This is a genomic window from Alcanivorax nanhaiticus (assembly GCF_000756665.1).
GTDB lineage: Bacteria > Pseudomonadota > Gammaproteobacteria > Pseudomonadales > Alcanivoracaceae > Alcanivorax > Alcanivorax nanhaiticus.
The window spans coordinates 390,360-407,357 of sequence record NZ_ARXV01000001.1 but is presented as its reverse complement, the minus strand read 5'-3'; the positions used below and the strand labels follow the sequence as shown (position 1 = coordinate 407,357).

At 56.8% G+C, this 16,998-nt stretch carries 16 protein-coding genes and 2 tRNA genes; 12 read left to right on the top strand and 6 right to left on the bottom strand.

Features of this window, described 5'->3' with window-relative positions:
* Positions 1-104 precede the first annotated feature (104 nt).
* Together Y5S_RS01775 and Y5S_RS01770 are read left to right on the top strand one after the other, a co-directional pair.
* On the top strand, positions 105-1,412 hold the full coding sequence (locus Y5S_RS01775) for a DUF2157 domain-containing protein (RefSeq protein WP_035229785.1): 1,308 nt from the start codon (positions 105-107) through the stop codon (positions 1,410-1,412).
* Entirely contained in the window at positions 1,405-1,896 is a 492-nt protein-coding gene (locus Y5S_RS01770) for a GDYXXLXY domain-containing protein (protein ID WP_035229783.1), read from the top strand. Before Y5S_RS01775 ends, Y5S_RS01770 begins: the two co-directional genes overlap by 8 nt.
* Before the next feature lie 139 nt (positions 1,897-2,035).
* On the opposite strand, the gene Y5S_RS01765 is transcribed toward Y5S_RS01770, so the two are convergent.
* A complete protein-coding gene (locus Y5S_RS01765; RefSeq protein ID WP_035229781.1) occupies positions 2,036-2,695 on the bottom strand; it encodes a glutathione S-transferase family protein in 660 nt (219 codons plus the stop codon).
* A gap of 174 nt (positions 2,696-2,869) precedes the next feature.
* Between Y5S_RS01765 and Y5S_RS01760 the strand changes: the two genes are divergently transcribed.
* The 7 genes from Y5S_RS01760 (at position 2,870) to Y5S_RS01730 (ending at position 7,110) form a co-directional block, all read left to right on the top strand.
* A tRNA-Glu gene (locus Y5S_RS01760) sits at positions 2,870-2,945 on the top strand.
* Between the two features lie 34 nt (positions 2,946-2,979).
* A tRNA-Gly gene (locus Y5S_RS01755) sits at positions 2,980-3,055 on the top strand.
* Positions 3,056-3,367: 312 nt separating this feature from the next.
* Positions 3,368-4,036: a histidine phosphatase family protein gene (locus tag Y5S_RS01750; RefSeq protein WP_035229778.1), complete on the top strand. Its 669-nt coding sequence runs from the start codon at positions 3,368-3,370 to the stop codon at positions 4,034-4,036.
* A 44-nt stretch (positions 4,037-4,080) separates the two neighbouring features.
* On the top strand, positions 4,081-5,013 hold the full coding sequence (locus Y5S_RS01745; protein WP_197055068.1) for an ABC transporter ATP-binding protein: 933 nt from the start codon (positions 4,081-4,083) through the stop codon (positions 5,011-5,013).
* Positions 5,010-5,783 (top strand): ABC transporter permease, encoded by a 774-nt coding sequence (locus Y5S_RS01740; RefSeq protein WP_035229773.1) that lies wholly within the window; start codon positions 5,010-5,012, stop codon positions 5,781-5,783. Before Y5S_RS01745 ends, Y5S_RS01740 begins: the two co-directional genes overlap by 4 nt.
* 58 nt (positions 5,784-5,841) lie before the next feature.
* On the top strand, positions 5,842-6,666 hold the full coding sequence (queF, locus tag Y5S_RS01735) for an NADPH-dependent 7-cyano-7-deazaguanine reductase QueF (protein WP_035229770.1): 825 nt from the start codon (positions 5,842-5,844) through the stop codon (positions 6,664-6,666).
* A 54-nt stretch (positions 6,667-6,720) separates the two neighbouring features.
* Complete coding sequence (locus Y5S_RS01730; RefSeq protein WP_035229767.1) at positions 6,721-7,110, top strand: DUF4870 domain-containing protein; 390 nt, start codon at positions 6,721-6,723, stop codon at positions 7,108-7,110.
* A gap of 156 nt (positions 7,111-7,266) precedes the next feature.
* Here the strand turns inward: Y5S_RS01730 and Y5S_RS01725 are convergent, their stop codons facing one another.
* Together Y5S_RS01725 and Y5S_RS01720 are read right to left on the bottom strand one after the other, a co-directional pair.
* Entirely contained in the window at positions 7,267-8,745 is a 1,479-nt protein-coding gene (locus Y5S_RS01725; RefSeq protein ID WP_035229764.1) for an AbgT family transporter, read from the bottom strand.
* A gap of 182 nt (positions 8,746-8,927) precedes the next feature.
* Complete coding sequence (locus Y5S_RS01720) at positions 8,928-10,253, bottom strand: Na+/H+ antiporter family protein (RefSeq protein WP_035229762.1); 1,326 nt, start codon at positions 10,251-10,253, stop codon at positions 8,928-8,930.
* Between the two features lie 179 nt (positions 10,254-10,432).
* Here Y5S_RS01720 and Y5S_RS19050 point away from each other — a divergent pair, with 179 nt between their 5' ends.
* The gene (locus tag Y5S_RS19050) at positions 10,433-11,011 is read left to right on the top strand and encodes an RDD family protein (RefSeq protein WP_052041321.1); all 579 of its coding nucleotides are present in this window, start codon (positions 10,433-10,435) and stop codon (positions 11,009-11,011) included.
* Between the two features lie 68 nt (positions 11,012-11,079).
* Here Y5S_RS19050 and Y5S_RS01710 read toward each other — a convergent pair whose 3' ends face one another.
* Together Y5S_RS01710 and Y5S_RS01705 are read right to left on the bottom strand one after the other, a co-directional pair.
* A complete protein-coding gene (locus Y5S_RS01710) occupies positions 11,080-11,580 on the bottom strand; it encodes an FxsA family protein (protein WP_052041320.1) in 501 nt (166 codons plus the stop codon).
* 73 nt (positions 11,581-11,653) lie between these two features.
* Complete coding sequence (locus Y5S_RS01705) at positions 11,654-12,559, bottom strand: LysR family transcriptional regulator (RefSeq protein ID WP_035229759.1); 906 nt, start codon at positions 12,557-12,559, stop codon at positions 11,654-11,656.
* Between the two features lie 90 nt (positions 12,560-12,649).
* Between Y5S_RS01705 and Y5S_RS01700 the strand changes: the two genes are divergently transcribed.
* Entirely contained in the window at positions 12,650-13,600 is a 951-nt protein-coding gene (locus Y5S_RS01700; RefSeq protein ID WP_035229757.1) for a sterol desaturase family protein, read from the top strand.
* Positions 13,601-13,851: 251 nt separating this feature from the next.
* On the opposite strand, the gene Y5S_RS01695 is transcribed toward Y5S_RS01700, so the two are convergent.
* Positions 13,852-15,270, bottom strand: a complete 1,419-nt coding sequence (locus Y5S_RS01695; protein ID WP_035229754.1) for a 3-oxoacyl-ACP reductase — start codon at positions 15,268-15,270, stop codon at positions 13,852-13,854.
* Positions 15,271-15,598: 328 nt separating this feature from the next.
* On the opposite strand from Y5S_RS01695, the gene Y5S_RS01690 reads away from it, so the two are divergent.
* Positions 15,599-16,885, top strand: a complete 1,287-nt coding sequence (locus Y5S_RS01690; protein WP_035230009.1) for an acetyl-CoA C-acetyltransferase — start codon at positions 15,599-15,601, stop codon at positions 16,883-16,885.
* Positions 16,886-16,998 lie beyond the last annotated feature (113 nt).

Genomic DNA, 16,998 nt, shown 5'->3' with positions numbered 1-16,998 from the left:
CAGAATGTCCCTATTAAACACCCCGCTTCATTCCCCGTAACAACCCGCCGTTGCCTTTCTGTTCCCGCTGCGTTCTTATCAAAGAAAAAGCACAGGAAGGATGCATGCAACTTCTCGGGTTACTACGCCGTGAGCTGCGCACCGAATGCCGTGAATGGGTGGCAGACGGGGATATCAGTGCGGAGCAGGGCAACCGGATTCTGGCGCGTTATGGCACCAGTCTGGAGGATAGCGGTGATGGTTCGCTGGCCTACAAGGTGTTGGTAGGCATCGCCCTGCTGTTTGTGGGTATGGCGCTGCTACTGCTGGTGTCGGCTAACTGGGAAGACATTCCTCGGGCGGTGCGCATGCTGGGCCTGGTCGGTACTACCCTGGCGCTCAATGGCGTAGGGGTATATCAGCATCTGAAACGTGAGGCTGGGTTGGGATGGCTGTTTGTAGGCAGTATCAGCTATGGCGCTTCCATCATGCTGATCGCGCAGATTTACCACCTCGGCGAGCATTATCCTGACGGCCTGTTCTATTGGGCGTTGGGCATTGCTCCCATGGCGGTGCTGGTGCGCAGCCGAGTGTTGGCGCTGTTGATGCTGGCGGTGGCGATGCTGTGGCTGCTCAACGAGGGCAAGTTTTCACCGCCCTGGCAAATGCTGCTGTTCATCGGTGCGGCTTTGGGAGTGGCCCGGCAGGCTCGCTCAGCCGGACTCAATGTGGTGACCGTGGCGGTGACGGTAAGCTGGCTGAATATCCTGCTGGCCTGGTTTTACGGCTATCCCTGGCGTCCTGATTTCGATACCGGCCATTTCACCATGAACATGGGCCTGCTGGCATTGTTATTCATGGTGGGACATCGTCTGGCTCCCAGCGAAGATGCACATATTCGCCGTACTGCAACGCTGTTGTCGCTGTGGTCGCTACGTGGATATCTGATCTTCCTCGTGCCATTCACCTTTGCCGATGCGTTCGAGGCCTACCTCAGGGAACTGCAGGGCTTTGCCGACGCAGGATTGTGGTTGGGGCTGGCTGCGGCGGTTCCGGCCGGATGGCTGGCAATCCGTGACAGCGCAGCACACCCGCTTTCGCGGGGGCTGGTGATGGGGTTGCCGTTATTGCTGGTACTGTTCCACGGCATGCAATGGGAAGCGATCGCGATACCCATGACCATCATGGTAAACCTGTTGGCGCTGGTGTCCGCCATCGTGCTGATCCAGCAGGGCTTGGAGAAAGGGTTCAGCCAGTACTTCTACAGTGGTGTGGGCTTGCTGTTGTTGCTTGCCATGATCCGCTATGTAGATCTGGTGGGGGATTATGTGGGGGGCGCGGTGATGTTCCTGATCGCTGCAGCGATTCTCTACAGTGCTGCGCGTTACTGGCGTGACCGGCAGCCCGGTGCAGGGGAGAAGGCGGATGAATAAGCGAACACCGAAATATGCTCTTGTTGCCACAATGGTGCTGCAGCTGACCATCATGGCCGGCGTGTTCGTCAATGGCTTCTATCCACTGTGGATCGGCGAGGAAATTCGTCTGAAAACCCAGCCAGTGGATCCCAGAGACCTGTTCCGGGGCAACTATGCGAGGCTCAACTATGCCTTCAGCAATCTTGAGGACCCGGACTTTCGCCCCGGGGATGTGATTTACCTGCCACTGGTACAGGAGGGGGAGCTCTGGACCACAGGCGAGCCTGATCATCAGCCCCCCGCAGACGGTCTGTTCCTGCGAGGCAGGGTCTCCTCCAGTCCCTGGCGGGGAGGCAGCCGCCTGACCTTCGGCATCGAGGCCTTGTTCGCCCCCAAGGAAAAGGCGCTTGCACTGGAACGTCAGCTTCGCCACGAAGCTGTAGCGGTGGTGAAAGTGGCACCGAATGGCAGGGCGGCATTAGTAACAGTTAATAGTGAATAGTTAACAGTGAACAGCGGCGCGGTCGGACGTGCTCGAACCTGAAACGCATGAGGCCGCGCCCATAGCTTGGGCGCGGCCTCATGCGTTGCCGACAAAACAGGCGCTACACGCGCGCTGTTCACTATTCGCTGTTAACTGTTCATTGCCCGCCGAGGACTTTCTGAACAAACCCTGACTCCTTCTCGATACTCTTGGCGAAGGGGGCAAGGGCGTGCATGCGCTGAGTATGGGCGGCCAGGTGGGGGTACAGGTTGGCATCCAGGGACTCGCCGCCATGGCGGAAGTTGACCAGTTGGCTGGCCAGGGCGATGTCAGCGATGGTCATGCTGTCCCCGACCAGGAATTCACGACCGTCCAGTTCATTGTTCAGGTATGTGAACAGTGGTGGGATGGTTTGCTGCAGGGCGTGCTGGACCTTCTCCTCATCGCATTCCTTGCCCATCAGGCGCATCACAATGCGGTTGCGGAATACGGCAAACGTGCAGCGCATGGCCAGGTCATAGTCCACGAAGCGCTCCAGCCAGATGGTGCGCCCCAGGGCCATGGCATCGGTGGGGTAGAGGGCTGGTTCCGGGTTGATCTTCTCGGCCCAGGCGCAAATGGCCGCCGAATCGGGCAGGTACTGGCCATCCACTTCCAGCGCCGGGATCCGTTTCATTGGGCTGATTTTCTCGTAACCGTCAGGGAAGTTGCTCGGGTCAACGTGTACGGATTCAAACTCTATGCCCTTCAGGGCCAGAGCAACGCGGGTCTTGCGAACAAAGGGCGACAAGGCGGCGCCGTACAGCTTGATAGTCATTCTTCTCTCCCGGTAACTGAATGTTTTTTCAGCAAATTGCCTATAAATAAGGCTCTTTATCAGAGCAGCATGACTTTTTAGGGTCAATGGTGAGTAAGGACAAAAATTTTCCTTGACGATGGGGGCTCAGATACCTATTCTACGCGCCGCTTTGACGCACCACGTCAAGCCCGGGTCCCCTTCGTCTAGTGGCCCAGGACACCGCCCTTTCACGGCGGTAACAGGGGTTCGACTCCCCTAGGGGACCCCACTAATTCGCTGGTAGTTAGCTGACAACAAGAAAAGCGGGAATCGCTAAGGTGGTAGAGCACGACCTTGCCAAGGTCGGGGTCGCGAGTTCGAATCTCGTTTCCCGCTCCAAATAAAGAAGGGACCCAATCGGGTCCCTTTTTTTATGCCGCGCAGCGGCCGCCTCACAACAACCCCCAAAACTCTTAAGGTTGTTTTACCACAGAGGTCACAGAGATCACTGAGGAAAAACAGGGAAGGGACAGTTCTGAGTCTCTGTAGTGATAATGCCTGCCGGAGCTGTTTCGGGGGCAAGACACAACAGGCTGCACTCCCCAAAGGTTTTCGCAACTCGTAACTCGCTTCTCGCTGCTCGTTCCTCTCCACCATTGGCATTCCGTCCATAGCTGCCTACACTGAGGGCTGACCAGAAGTGATACGACTATGGCCCGCCTGCACCCGCGATTACTGGAAGCCCTCAATCTCCTGCCGAAGGACAAGCCTGTCCATCTGCTCACCCGCCATTCTGTGCGAGAGCTGGCCAAGAATGGGTTTGCGGATTACCGCCTGCCGCTGACTCCGGAAGGGGTGGAGATGGCGCGGGATTGGGGCGCCAAGTTGAATCGCCCGGTGGAGGCTTTTTATTCCAGCCCGGTGGGCCGTTGCGTAAACACTGCCAAGGCCATGGCTGAGGGCGCAGTGAAAGCCGGTTTGATGGCTGAGACCCCGGAGGATATTGAGGTCGACACGACTCTGGTGGAGCCGGGGTGTTATGTGGTTGATATCAACGAAATCGGCCCCACCTTCTTCAAGCTTGGGGCATTCAGGTTCCTCAATCAGCATCTCCAGGAGCCGTTTGAGGGCATGCTTTCACCCGCCGAAGGGCGCGCCAAACTGGCCGCCTATCTTCAGGAGCGGGAACCCAGCCCAGGGCATCTCAATGTTCATGTTACCCACGACACCATTCTTGCGGTGCTGGTGGCCGAGCTACATGGCCGCCGCCAGATCACCGAAGAGGACTGGCCGTGGATGATGGAAGGGCTGTGGGTATGGTTTTCGTCTGGCCGGATGCACTGGATCTGGCGTGGCGACCATGGCCACTGTGCTTTGTAAGCCTGTCTGCTTTTCTTTTTAGTCATCCAAATTTGAGGTGAATCTTGTCAGCACTGACGATTCGTAATCTCACCAAGACTTATGCCAATGGCGTTGAGGCGCTCAAGGGCATTGATCTTGAGGTGAAGCAGGGGGATTTTTTTGCCCTGCTGGGCCCTAATGGGGCAGGCAAATCCACCACCATTGGCGTGATGAGCTCGCTGGTGAACAAGACCGGGGGGGAGGTCAGTATCTTTGGCCATTCTCTGGATGCCGAGCGCTCATTGGCCAAGAAAAAAATTGGCGTGGTGCCGCAGGAATTCAACTTCAACCAGTTCGAAAAAGTGTTCGATATTGTGGTGACCCAGGCGGGTTTTTACGGTATCCCGGCACCCTTGGCACGAGAGCGGGCGGAGAAGTATCTCCGTCAACTGGGCTTGTGGGAAAAGCGCGACGTGCAGTCTCGCACCTTGTCCGGGGGCATGAAGCGACGACTGATGATTGCCCGTGCTCTGGTGCATGAGCCGGATCTGCTGATTTTGGATGAGCCCACCGCCGGGGTGGATATCGAGCTGCGCCGTTCCATGTGGGATTTCCTTACCCGCATCAACCAGGAGGGGAAGACGATCATTCTGACCACCCACTACCTGGAAGAAGCGGAATCCCTGTGCCGCAATATCGCTATCATTGATCACGGCACTATTGTGGAAAACACCAGCATGCGTGCCTTGCTGGAAAAGCTGCAGGTGGAAACGTTTATTCTCGATCTGGCCAGGCCGGTTGAGTCCGCTCCCGTTCTGGATGGCTTTGAGGTGTGGCTGAAGGATTCCCAGACCCTGGAAGTGGCGGTGCCCAAGACGCAGAGTCTCAATACGCTGTTTGTGGCGTTGGCGGATCAGCAATTTGAAGTGATGAGTATGCGTAACAAGGCGAACCGGCTGGAAGAATTGTTTGTGCGTCTGGTAGAGAAGAATCTTGCAGGGGAGACATCTGCATGAGCCCTCGCGAGCAATGGGTCGCGTTCCTGACCATCGTTACCAAGGAAATTCGTCGCTTCACCCGAATCTGGCCGCAGACATTGCTGCCGCCGGCCATCACCATGACGCTGTACTTCGTGATTTTCGGCAACCTGATTGGTAGCCGGGTAGGGGAAATGGGGGGCTTCGATTACATGCAGTACATTGTGCCGGGCCTGATCATGATGAGCGTGATCCAGAATAGCTACGGTAACGTGGTCAGTTCCTTTTTCTCCACCAAGTTTCAGCATTCCATTGAGGAAATGCTGGTCTCACCCATGCCCTCCTGGATTATCCTTGGTGGTTTTGTTGTGGGGGGGATGGTGCGTGGCATGCTGGTGGGCGTGATCGTCAGTATGTTAAGCCTGTTCTTTACTCACCTTTCCATGCAGCATGTGTTTGTCACCGTGGTCGTAGTGTTGCTGACGGCCGCTTTGTTTTCTATCGGTGGCTTTATCAACGCCTTGTTGGCCAAGAAGTTTGATGACATTTCCATCGTGCCGACCTTTGTGCTGACACCGTTGACCTACCTGGGCGGTGTGTTTTATTCCATTGATATGTTGCCGGAGTTCTGGCGCACGGTGAGCCTGGCCAATCCCATCGTGTATATGGTCAATGCCTTCCGCTATGGCGTACTGGGTGTCAGCGACGTGAATGTGTATGCATCCCTGGCCACTATTGCTGGCTTTGTGGCGGTGTTTTTTGTGATCGCGTTGTGGATGCTGCAGCGTGGTACTGGCATCCGGCATTAATTATGATGGAAGCTGTACACATTGATTGCGGGCGCGGCGTTTGCCCCAGGGAGAGAGCATGAGTTACTTGAAAGACACCCCGCTGGGACGCTCCAGCGATTATGTGGACGAGTACACCCCGGCTCTGCTGTGTCCGGTGCCGCGCTGGGACGCCCGTGAGTCGCTGGAACTGGAAGACACTGCGCTGCCTTTCCATGGCACGGATATCTGGAATGCCTATGAGTTGTCCTGGCTTACGGAGAAGGGCAAGCCGGTCGTGGCCATGTGCGAACTCCGTATTCCCTGCACCACGCCGAACATTGTCGAATCCAAATCGCTGAAGCTGTACCTCAACTCCTTTGCCAATACCCGTTTTGAAAAGCGAGAGGAAGTGCGTGCGGCTATTGAGAAGGATGTGGCGCACGTTGTTGGCGGTGATATCGAGGTGCTTCTGTTCAGCCTGGAAGATGCCGCGACGTTGCCGCTATGGGAAGACAAGGGGCAATGCGTTGATACCATCGATTTGAACTTTGAGCATTACAACTACAACCCGGAACTGTTGTTGTGCGACCAGGGGCCGGAGCAGACCGGGCAACTGTATTCCCACCTGCTGCGTAGCCATTGCCCGGTGACCAATCAGCCGGACTGGGCCACGGTTGTGGTGCGTTATACCGGCCGTGCCATCAGCCCGGCCAGCTTCCTGCGCTATGTGGTTTCCCTGCGTAATCATCAGGGATTTCATGAACAGATCATCGAGCAGATGTTTGTGGATTTGATGGCGCAATGTTCACCGCGACATCTTACGGTGTATGGCCGGTTTACCCGACGTGGCGGCATCGACATCAACCCGTTCCGCTCCAATAGCGAACAGGCACTGCCAAATCGGAGAACTGTGCGGCAGTAACATCACTGCAAAGCGGTTTATCATTCTTCATTGTCATTAATCAGGGAAAGCAGCATGACTGAAATTGAACCAGGTCAAAACGGTACAGAACAACCGCAATCAGGCCCGACCAAGGAAGAACGAAGCCAGGCGATGGCTTGTCATTTACTGGCGCTGTTGGGCTTTATTGTTCCCTTCGGCAATTTGATTGGTCCGTTGATCATGTGGCTGGTGAAGAAAGATGAAAGCGCCTTTGTGGATGATCAGGGCAAGGAAGCAGTGAACTTCAATATCACCATGGCGATTGCCGGATTTGTCTGCATACTGCTGATGTTTGTCTTTATCGGCGCGATTCTGTTGCCGATTCTCGGGATCTTCTGGTTGGTGGTGACGATCATCGCCGGGCTGAAAGCCAATGAAGGAGTGGCATATCGCTACCCGCTGACGCTGCGGTTGATTAACTAACAGTTGAAAGTTAAAAGTTGAAAGTTCAAACGCGGGCAAAGGCCCGTGGAGAACGGAAAGCCAAGAGGCCGCGCCAAGAGTTTGGACGCGGCCTCTTTCGGTTTGGGCGACACTGATCCGTTATCGCGTTTCAACTTTTAACTTTGAACTTTCAACTCATCCTGGTCCAAGCGGCCACCCAAACCCTATCCACACTCCCAACAACACCGACCACCCCGCCAACAACGTCAGGCTGTACGGCAGCATCATGGCCATCAGGGTGCCGATGCCAGTGTCTGGCTGGTAACGGCGGGCGAAGCCGAGTACCAGGACAAAGTAGGGCATCAAGGGCGTGATGATGTTGGTGCTGGAATCGCCCACGCGGTAGGCCGCCTGGGTTGCTTCTGGATCGATGCCAATCAGCATCAACATGGGCACGAAGATGGGTGCGAGGATCGACCACTTGGCCGAGGCGCTACCAATCATCAGGTTAATGGTGGCGGCCAGCAAAACGAATAACAGCAACAGGATGACCTTGGGCACAGAAAGACTGCCAAGCCAGGCGGCTCCTTCAACGGCCAGTAACAGCCCCAGCTGGCTATAGTTGAACCAGGCGACAAACTGCGCAGCAAAGAACATCAGCACAAGATAACCGGCCATGGAGGCCATGGTGGTTTCCATGGCGGTGATGATGTCGCCGGCGTTGCGGAACTGCCCACTGACGCGACCATAGACCGCGCCACAAACCCCGGCAATCAGCGCGACAATGACGACCAGCCCGTGAATAAACGGCGACCCGAGCACGCTGCCCGTATCCGGGTGGCGTAGTGGTGCATTATCGGGAACAACCAGCAGGGCGATGGCAATCAACAGCACAACGAGGCTGAGCAAAGTCCAGCGCATGGCCCGTGCATCTCCCTCAGGCGCCTCCACTTGCACCGCATCTGCGCTGATTTGAATGATCATGCGCGGCTCAGTAATCCTTAGAGTCACGAGACTGACCAGTGCGGTGACTACAAAGGTAGAAACGATGATAAACCAGTAGTTGTCGGTGGCTTCCACTGTGCGGGCGGGATCCACCAGTGCGACGGCTTCTGTTGTCAGCCCGGCGAGTGTGGCGTCTACCGGGCCCACCAGTAAATTTGCACTGAAGCCACCAGACACCGCCGCAAAGGCGGTGGCAATACCGGCTAATGGTGAGCGGCCAGCCAGCTGAAACACCAGCCCCGCCAGAGGAATCAGCACGACATAACCGGCATCTACCGTCAGGCTGGACAGTACTCCGGCAAACGCCACAGTGATTACCAACATCTTGCCGGAAGCACGTTTCACCAGTCCGGCAAGGCTGACCGACAGTAGTCCGGATTGCTCCGCCACACCCAGCCCGAGCATGGCCACCAGCACCACGCCCAGCGGCGCGAAGCCGGTGAAGTTGCCCACCAGCGAGGTAAACAGGTAGCGCAGACCGTCGCCATCCACCAGCGAGCGAACGGCCACCGTGTTATCTGTGATCGGATGAGTTGTGGTCAGGCCAAGTCCTTGCAGCACGGCTGTGAGCGGTAATAGCAACAGGCAGAGCCAGACAAACAGTAATGTTGGATGCGGAAGTCGATTGCCCAGCGCTTCCAGCCGGGAAAGAAAATTGTGGCGCGCCATGGCGTGTCCTTGAAAAAGCTTCAAGCTACACGCTACAACGCGGGAAGGGGTTTGTCTTGTAGGGATCGTGGGCAGGTTGCTTGCTTTGCAGGTTAATAATTACCATCGCCCTGTGGTCGATTCGGTGCTTCGCACGGTTCGTCCCCTGGAAGGGAACTTCTACAGCGTCTCCTACAGCACCATTAAAGCACCATCGCCGCCAGCCAGCCGGCCGCCATCAGCGGCAGGTTGTAATGAATAAACGTTGGAATCACCGTATCGCGAATATGGTCGTGTTGACCGTCGGCGTTGAGGCCGGCCGTGGGGCCCAGCGTGGAATCGGACGCTGGTGAACCGGCATCACCCAGAGCGGCCGCACTGCCTACCAGCGCGGCGGTGGCGAGGGGAGAAAAGCCCAATGCCACACATAGTGGGACATACAAGGTAGCGATGATGGGAATGGTAGAGAAGGACGAGCCAATCCCCAGGGTGACGAACAGGCCCAGCAACAACAGCAATGCCGCAGCCAGTGGTGGGCTTTGCAAACCACTGGTGACCGCTTCCACCAGAACAGGCACCTGACCGCCTGCCTGTACCACAGAGGCATAGCCGTTGGCCGCAATCATGATAAAGCCGATTAGCGACATCATTTTGACGCCCTGGGTAAAAGCGTCTTGAGACTCTTTCCAGGGCACGACTCCACCAGCGGTAAACACCAGAAAACCCACCAGAGCGCCAAGAATAATGGAATCACTATAGAGTTGCAGAATCAGCGCAGCGGCTAGTGCCGTGGCGGCAACGACCACATTACGAGTAGACAGCGGAGCGTGTTGTTCTTCGCCCGGCAGCTGTACCGGTTGGTAATCTCGGGGTTTGCGGTAGCGGACAAACGCCAGCAACAACCCCAGCACCATACCGGCGGCCGGTAAAATCATGGCGATGGGCAGGTCGGCTTTGTCGAGAGCCAGTCCTGCTTTGGCCATGCTGGGGCCAAGCTGGGTATGCAGGAAAATACTGCCAAAACCTACTGGTAATACCATGTAGGGCGTAATCAGCCCGAAGGTAAGCACGCAAGCGGCCAGTCGTCGATCCAGCTTCAGCTGATGCATGACTTCCAGCAGTGGTGGCACCAGGATCGGGATGAACGCGATATGAATCGGCACCAGATTCTGGCTCATGATCGCCGCTGCCAGTAGCACGGTGAGCACCAGAGTGCGGATGCGACGTAGCTGCGTGGGGGCAGGCGAGCCTCCGAGCCGGACGATGATGCGTCCGGCCAGCCACTCGGTGATCCCCGAACGGGCAATGGCCACTGCAAAGGCGCCCAGCAGGGCATAGCTGAGTGCAATGTTGGCACCGTCGCCAAGGCCATCGCAGAAGGCGGACAAGGTTGCGGCCAGATCCAACCCACTGCCAAGACCTGCAACCAGCGCCGCACACAACAGCGCCAGGACCACATTCATTCGAGCCAGGCTAAGCGCCATCAATAAAATGACGGACCAGACGATCGGGTTGAGTAAAGGAATCATGGCGCGGGGTAATCTGAAAGCCGGAAATAGCCATTCTATCAGCCGTAAGGGAGTACACGCTAACCGCTGAGATGTAACGGAAGGGATGAAGAATATGGGTTGGTTAGAAAAACCTTGCGTTGTAGCGGTGCCGACAAGAACAATGAAAAATTGTGTATTGGTACATCATGGAGAGGGATATGGCAGGGGAAGAACAAACGGAATTGTATCAGGCGCCAGGGGTTACGCTGGAAGCACCTGTTCAGCGGCAGGGAAAGCTGCCGGCCGCTCAGCGTTGGCGTCGTGTTCTGAACTATCTGGTGGATTATATCGGCATGATGCTGTTCGTCATGGCGCTGGCCTTTGTTTTGGCTCTGGCTGGTGCAGACAGCCTGATCTACCGCATTGAGACGACCCCGGAACTGCTGTTGGGGGTGGCGGCTATGTTGCTGTACTACGTGCCACTGGAAGGGATGTTTGGTACAACCCTTGGCAAATTGGTGACGGGAACCGTCGTCGTGACCACGGATGGTCGCAAGGCATCATTCGGTGCGGTGATCGGGCGTACTTTCTGCCGCTTTATCCCGTTTGAGGCGTTTTCGATCTTCAGTCGGGGGCGGGTGTGCTGGCATGACCAGATACCCGGCACAAAAGTGGTTGAACGTGCGGTGCTGCGCCGCTGGCTTGCCGGTGAACGCGTGGAAGAGGCTGTTGAGGATGACGCCTTGCCGGCATCAGATACTTCAGGCGGTGAGACAACTTCCCGCCCGGCGGACTAAGCCGGGGGGCTGTGGGAGCTTCAGCTTGCTGAATCTCCCGGCAGGGATCGGGAATAGTGGCCAGGCGCTTATTTGTCCTCACGTCTGGCTTCGCCCTCAATGGTCACATGACCATCATTGCGATCCACTGGCTGCTGAAAAGGATTACCGCCTTGGGTGCGGGTGTAGCTGGTGTAGGTAAAGCCGCCCCCCTGCATGCTGCTGAATGTCTGCAGTGTGCCTTTTTCCACCGCCTTGCGGGCCAGCATTCGGCGGGAGCCAGGCAGCAACAATGCAAAGCCTACAGCATCAGTTATGAAACCGGGGGTAATCAACAGGGCGCCACCCAGCAACAGCATAATGCCTTCCACCATTTCCTGGCCGGGCATTTCACCTTGCTGCATTTTCTGATTCAGGCGAGTCCAGGTTGCCAGGCCCTGACTGCGGAAAAGATAGCTGCCCAGCAGGGCGGTGGCCACGGTGGCGACAATAGTGATTGGCCAGCCGATCAGCCCGGCCACCTGGGCCAGTACCAGTACTTCCAGCAGGGCAAAACCAAAGATGAAGAAAAAGATGCGACCAAAGCTCATGGGTGGTCCTGTTGAATCATGTACTCATTATCTGGTGATGGTTGGACCAATATTCAAGGCCCGGGTTCCTGGCTCAAAGCCCTGCCAGGGTGTCATGAAGTTGTTGGCGCAACCAGCGGTGGGCCGGATCTTGATCCAGTGCCGGTGACCAGAGCATGTAGACGGGGACAGGGGGTAGAGGCACCGGGAAGGGCAGGACCTGAAGATTGAGGGGGGCGGCATAATGCCGGGCGAGCCTCTCCGGGACGGTAGCGATCATGTCGGAGCCTGCGGCAGTCGCAAGCATGCTGGCAAACTGGGTGACGCGCGCCCCTGTTCGCCGCTGCCAACCGGGGGCGTCCAGAATCTGGTCCAGGGGGAGTCGGCGGTTACGGTCCGGTAGCACCACATGCTCTGCGTTCAGGAACTGCTTCTTGCTGCATCGACCTTTCAGAACCGGGTGACCCTGGCGCGCCACTACCACCAGTCCTTCTTCGAGGAGTACCTGGCGTTGCAAGCGGTCTTCTTCCTGAACAAAAGCGTCGATGGCCAGGTCCACTTGGGTCTTGTGCAATTGATCCACCATGGCATCGGTAGCAGGACTCACCTCCAGCATGACATTGGGTGCCTGGTTTCTCACTCTTGCCAGCAGTGGCGGCAGTATCACCATTTCGAAGTAATCCACACTGACCAGGCGAAATACTCTCTGGCTGGTTCCCGGGTCGAAGCGATTGCCTGGATCCAGGGTTTCCCTCAGGGCGAGTAGTTGTGGGCCTAGCTGATCATAAAGTTCACGGGCTCTCGGCGTCGGCGTCATGCCCTGATGGGTCCGCACGAACAAGTCATCCCCGAAGGTATGCCGCAGCCGCTGCAGGGCTGCACTGATGGCGGGCTGGCTCATCCCTAGGGATTCTGCGGCACGGGAGAGCTGTCCGGCGTCCATGATGGCGCTAAACACCGGTAACAGGTTCAGGTCGACACTACGTAAGTTCAGTTTCATGGATATTAGTTATACCAAATATCAATTAGAAAAATAAATACAGGCTGTCTAGTTTGGGGGTGCGCATAACAACAAACCGGGAGAGTACCCATGGACCAGCTACTGACCTTGTCGGTCACTACCTTCATTATTATCACTGCCCTTTGGGAAGTGTTCGCAGGGCGAACCCGCGAGGGCAGAAAAACCCGCCAGGACTGGAAAGTGGCGTTCCTGGCCACCTTCATGATGGTGGCCATTCAGCGTCCTCTGGTGTTGCTACTGATTACCGTTGGGCTGACTGGCTTGTTCCCGGGCAGTGCAGGCTCGCTTGCCTGGCTGCAGAATGATTATTTCTGGCCAACCCTGATCGCGTTCTTCTGTATCGAGGAATTTCTGCACGGTTCCTTCCACCTTTTCGCCCATAGTCGTCGGCCGAAGAACAAGGTGCTGCAGTGGATTCAGGCCTTCTACAAGATGAGTCATCGCCCGCATCATCTGGCTGGCGGCCAGGACAACAAGGGTCAACTGTCCGTTACCCAGACCTTTGTGAATGGTTGGGCCTGGTGGTTCATCATGCCGAATTACACCTTCCAGCTGGTGTGCCTGTATCTGGGGTTGGTTGACGTGTTCCTGATTGCCACCGCATTCAAGGGCCTGTGGGCCGCCCAGACCCATGTGAACTGGAACTGGGATCTGTATTTTCACAACCACAAATGGGCCTGGGTACGTAAAACCATGTGGGGCCTGGCACATATCATTACTTTCCCCACCCAGCATCATCAGCATCATGCTCGGGGCCCGAATTCGGCCAAGAACGTGACCGCAACCCTGGCGATTTACGACTGGCTGATTTTCCGCACCCTGGCCATCGAAACCAGCAAGCCAGATATCTACGGCTGGCGACAGAATGACGATGAAGCCAACAGTGTGTTGAAGCGTTATTTCTACTGGGATGTGCGAAATTTCATGCCTGGTGGTGCAGCCAAGGCTAAAGCCAGAGCGGAAGCAAAGGCGGCCAAAAAAGCCGGGCAGGAACAGAAAAAGGCTCCTGAAGCGGCCTGATTCACAACGATAGTTATACCCAACGTCATGTCGGGAGAGCGTTGGATTTCAGGACCCTGCCGGATAACCGGCAGGGTCTTTTTTTGGGGCCGCTCTCCTACGGTGGCCATCGTAGACCGGTTTTTTCTTTTGCATGCTGCCTCCGCTGAGCGCCCACAAAAAAGCCGCACCTTTCGGCGCGGCTCCTTTGTCGATCGTTGTGGCACAGGCCTCAAACTGCGTTACAGCTTGAAGCTTGTAGCCTGAGGCTGTTACGCCCCCAGCAGCATTTGACCACAAACACGCACAACGTTGCCGGTCAGGCCCTGGGAGGCCGGGCTGGCGAAGAAGGCGATGGTTTCGGCCACGTCCACCGGCTGACCGCCCTGGCTCATGGCGTTCATGCGACGGCCCGCTTCACGGATAGTGAAGGGGATGGCTGCGGTCATCTGGGTTTCGATGAAGCCCGGAGCCACAGCATTGATGGTGATGCCCTTCTCGGCGTACTCGTCCTTGAAGGCGTCGATCATGCCGATCACGGCAGCTTTGGACGCGCCGTAGTTGGTCTGACCCAGGTTACCGGCGATACCGGCAATGGAGCTGATGGAAATGATGCTGCCGCCCTGGTTGATGGCACCATCGCCCAGCAGTTTTTCATTGATGCGCAGCTGGCTGGCGATGTTGATGTCCAGCACCATGTCCCAGAATTTCTCCGGCATGTTGCCGAGCATCTTGTCACGGGTGACACCGGCGTTGTGGACGATCACGTCGAAACCACCGATTTCCTTGCCCTTGGCTGCGATAGCGTCCGGCGCTTCAGGGGCGGTGATGTCCAGTTCCAGGGTGTCGCCACCGATCTGGGCGGCAACCTTGCTCAGGTCTTCCGCCATCGGGGGGATATCCAGCACGGTCACGGTAGCGCCGTCACGGGCCAGCACTTCGGCGATGGCGGCACCGATACCACGAGAGCCACCGGTGACCAGGGCTTTCTTGCCTGCCAGCGGCTTGTTCCAGTCAAATTTTGCCGCCTTGAAGCCGGACTCGGTCACGCGCACGATCTGTGCAGAGACGTAGGCAGACTTGGGAGACAGGAAGAAGTGCAGGGGAGAGGCCAGCTGAGCTTCTGCGCCTTCATCGACATACACCAGCTGAACGGTGGCACCTTTCTTGATTTCCTTGCCCACAGAACGGGTGAAACCTTCCAGAGCGCGTTGGGCAACACGGGTTACACCAGTCTGTTTTTCCGGGGTGCGGCCGATGACCACAACACGGGCACACTTTTCCAGCTTGCGGATCACCGGGTGGAAGAATTCCCACAGGGCTTTCAGTTCGTCCGGGTTCTGGATGCCGGTAGCATCGAAAACCAGGCCCTTGAATTTGGCATCGTCTTCGCGGGTGGCGGTGTAGTTTTCCGCATCCACGCCAGCCTTGCCGGCTTTCTTCTGCAGCTCGGTGGCGGTGCTGGTGTTGGCCAGTACGCTCAGCTGAGCTTCCGGGGCACCTTTCAGGGTGGACAGAATGGTATCAACGCCGGTGGAGCCATTGGCGGCCCCGACCAGCACGCGGCCCTTGATAAAGGAGGCCTGACCTGGCTGCCAGCGGTCCAGAATGACCGGAATGGGGAGGTTGATTGCGCCAAACAGCGCTTTGCCCATGGGGGAATTGGCAATCGCCTGATAGGTATCGCTCATGATCCTGTCCTTCGCCATCGAGTGATGAATGTGTCCGGTTAACCTTATGCCAACCAGAGCGGGTTTAAAGGGGTGCCAGAGAAAGAATTCATAAAATCAGTCTTCTTTCGTAGGGCCAAAGAACAGGCCCTGTCGCACACTGGCGCGTATTGAATCACTGCAATGTTGCCGGTGTATTGACCGGCTCCCAAGTTCAAACAGTCGTTTGAGCCAATGAGGCATGGACAGGGGCGAGTAGACTGCGCCCTGTTAGTCAATCTCATGTGGTCGCGCTGGCCACAGACGTCATCCCCGGATGACTGCCCTGATTCTGTTAGAGGACATTGTTATGCTGGCAGGTAAAGCCGTACGCAAGGTTGCCATTATCGGCGGTAACCGTATTCCGTTTGCCCGTTCCAATTCTGCCTACATCGATACCAGCAACCAGGAAATGCTGACTGCTGCCATCGATGGTCTGGTTGACCGTTTCAATCTGCATGGTCAGAAGATTGATGAAGTGGCGGCCGGTGCGGTAATGAAGCACGCCCGTGACTTCAACCTGGTTCGTGAATCTGTACTGGGTTCCAAACTGGCTCCGGAAACTCCGGCTTATGACCTGCAGCAGGCCTGTGGTACTGGTCTGGAAGCGGCGATCCTGGTCGCCAACAAGATTGCACTGGGTCAGATTGACTGCGCCATCGCCGGCGGTGTTGATACCACTTCTGACGCGCCGCTGGGTGTTAACGAAGATGCCCGTAAGGTGTTCATGGCGCTGAACCGTGCCAAGACCAACGGCGAGCGTGCCAAGCTGGGTCTGAAACTGCTGAACCCGAAATCCCTGATGCCCGATATCCCCAAGAATGGTGAGCCGCGTACTGGCCTGTCCATGGGTGAGCACCAGGCGATCACTGCCAAAGAGTGGGGCATTCCCCGTGAAGAGCAGGACGAGCTGGCATGGAAATCCCACCAGAATCTGGCCAAGTCCTATGAAGATGGCTGGCAGGATGATCTGATTTCCCCGTTCAAGGGTCTGTCCCGCGACAACAACATGCGTGGCGATTCCACCCTGGAAAAACTGGCTACCCTGAAGCCTTGCTTCGGTGGTCCGGACGGCACCATGACCCCGGCGAACTCCACTCCGCTGACCGATGGTGCCTCCGTGGTACTGCTGGGCACCGAAGAGTGGGCCAAAGAGCGTGGTCTGCCGGTACTGGCTTACCTGACTCTGGGTGAAGCGGCGGCTGTTGATTTCATCGGCAAGAAAGAAGGTCTGCTGATGGCTCCGGCTTATGGTGTACCGAGCATGCTGGACAAGGCTGGCATCACCCTGCAGGACTTCGATTTCTACGAAATCCACGAAGCGTTTGCTTCCCAGGTTCTGTCTACCCTGAAAATGTGGGAAGACGAGAAGTTCTGTAAGGAAACCCTGGGCCGTAAAGAAGTACTGGGCAGCATTGATCGCAGCAAGCTGAACGTGAAAGGCTCCTCCCTGGCAGCCGGTCACCCGTTCGCTGCTACCGGTGGCCGTATCATCGCCAACGCCGCCAAGCTGCTGAACGAAAAAGGCTCCGGCCGTGCACTGATCTCCGTGTGTGCTGCGGGTGGTCAGGGCGTGGTGGCGATTCTCGAGAAGTAACCTCCCGGCCAATCCGGCGAGAGTAAGGTGACGTCAGGTCACCACTGAAAGGCGGGCCCCAAGGGGCCCGTTTTTTTGTGGTCGCAAAGCGCCCTTTCTTCCGCTGTGCCTTA